The 1,448-nt window shown below is 43.6% G+C and carries 1 protein-coding gene; it reads left to right on the top strand.

The window, feature by feature from the left end; all coding sequences use genetic code 11:
• Positions 1–55 precede the first annotated feature (55 nt).
• Positions 56–1,375: a dienelactone hydrolase gene (locus tag NWQ57_RS00135; RefSeq protein ID WP_306019867.1), complete on the top strand. Its 1,320-nt coding sequence runs from the start codon at positions 56–58 to the stop codon at positions 1,373–1,375.
• Positions 1,376–1,448: the final 73 nt, after the last annotated feature.

Raw genomic sequence — 1,448 nt, 5'->3', positions numbered from 1 at the left:
TAGTTCCTCAGAATGTCATATTCATATGAGCATAATCTTGGATTTGGAGGTGGTTATGATTAAAAAAAGTTTAGTATTTTTTTACACTGCTGTGGCTATTGGTACACTCAATAGTGCTTGGGCAGAAAATCGCATTGATACGCAGCGCCCCGATGCACCAGAGTTAGCCGCGTATGGACCCTACGCAATTGGCGTTAAAACGATAGCCCTCGTTAACCCTAACCAAATTGATATGTTGGCGCTGGATCCTTCTCAACCTAAACCTACCGTTTTACCGCGATATGAGCGCCCGCTTACTGTGGAATTGTGGTATCCAGCTGTTAAAAACAGTCAAGGCAAAACGACTTTAGACGCCTACATACGAGACGGTAAAAACGAAGTTCAACTGCATGGCAAAGCGGTACGTGATGCTGCACCTTTAGTCAATAAACAAGCTTACCCCTTAGTTCTGATCTCACACGGATACCCGGGTAATCGATATTTGCTAGCGCATTTAGCCGAAAATATTGCTTCTAAAGGCTACGTAGTTGCCTCTATTGACCACACCGACTCCACCTATCGCACTAGAGCTGCCTTTGCGTCTACCCTGGTTAATCGTCCTATTGATCAGTTATTTGTATTAGACCAAATTGAGCAGATGTCTGCTAACCTTACGTCGTTTTTATATGCCTTGGTTAATGCTAAAAACAGCGCACTTATTGGCTATTCAATGGGTGGTTACGGTGCAGTAATCAATGCGGGCGCTGGCGTAACAGAGCTAGCGGCGAACAGCCCACAAAGCCCAGCGTTTGCTACACTAACTCGCCATCAAACAGGCAAAAAACCACAAGCCGATAGCCGCTTAAAGACCGTTATTGCTTTTGCGCCTTGGGGGATGAACTACGGCATGTGGAATGCTAATACTTTACAAGAAATCAGCAAGCCGATGTTGTTTATAGCGGGATCTCAAGATGATGTCTCTGGTTATGAAAACGGCGTGAGAGCCATTTGGCAAGGTGTGAAAAATGCCCAACGCTCCTTACTCACATACGATAACGCCAATCACAATGCCGGAGCGGTTATGCCTGCACCCGAAGAGTCTTTTGTATTTGATAAAGATTTAGGCTTCAATGTCAGTGAGCATTATATTGATGCCGTGTGGGACAGTGCTAGGATGAATAATATTGCTCAGCATTTTGTCACAGCTTGGTTAAATAAATACTTAAAACATAACGAAGCGATGGATGATTATCTGGACCTTATTGAAAATTCGAACGACGGGGTATGGGCAATGGATGATGCTGGCGAACCCAAAAAAGAACATAACTATTGGCAGGGATTTAAAAAACGGACAGCAAAGGGTTTACGTTTTGAAACCCTCGATGAAGGACAATGAATACGCTGAAATGCGATAAAGTTACGCTGACTTAGATTTAAAAAGGCCAGATTAAACTGGCCTTTTTTTGTAA

It is taken from the genome of Paraglaciecola sp. (genome assembly GCF_030730205.1).
Classification (GTDB): Bacteria; Pseudomonadota; Gammaproteobacteria; order Enterobacterales; family Alteromonadaceae; genus Paraglaciecola.
This window is presented reverse-complemented; position numbering and strand designations above follow the sequence as displayed.